Source organism: Streptomyces sp. DH12 (assembly GCF_020873895.1).
In the GTDB taxonomy this organism is placed as follows: domain Bacteria; phylum Actinomycetota; class Actinomycetes; order Streptomycetales; family Streptomycetaceae; genus Streptomyces.
On the sequence record NZ_JAHWGT010000761.1, the window covers coordinates 1 to 493 of the forward strand.

The following is a 493-nucleotide window of genomic DNA, read 5'->3' on the forward strand; positions in this document are numbered from 1 at the left end:
GCTGGAATGCCTGAACTGCCCATGGGTCAAAGACGTACTCAGTAGTCGATGGCATGCCGGGCTCTGAGACACTGCGGCACGACGACGGTGCCGACCGCCGAGAGGTTGTTGGTCGAGTGAGGCGAAGCAAGAACAGTCCCGAGCCGTCGGCCCGGGGCAACTTCACGCCGCCGCCGCGCACAGCGGCGCCCGCCCCCGTGCCCGGTCCCGCGCCGAAGGCCGCGCCCGCACAGAGCGGAGGACGTCTGTCCCCGCGGAACTGGCGCGTGGCCACGAGACTCAACGCGATCCTGCTCATACCCGTGCTGGTCGGCCTCGTCATGGGCGGCTTCCAGGTCAAGAGCTCGATCGACACGTGGAACGAGGCGCAGGACGCCGAGAACACCGCCCGCCTGGTCCGTGCCTCCCTCACCTACGCCAACGCCCTCTACAACGAGCGCGACGTCAGCGCCGTGCCGCTGCTGAGCGGCAAGGGCGAGGACGATCCGGACGT

The 493-nt window shown here is 69.0% G+C and carries 1 pseudogene; it reads left to right on the plus strand.

Annotation, left to right across the window (positions count from 1 at the left end):
* Nucleotides 1–116: 116 nt before the first annotated feature.
* Nucleotides 117–493: pseudogene (locus LPA54_RS36930) on the plus strand (ATPase); the annotation flags it as partial.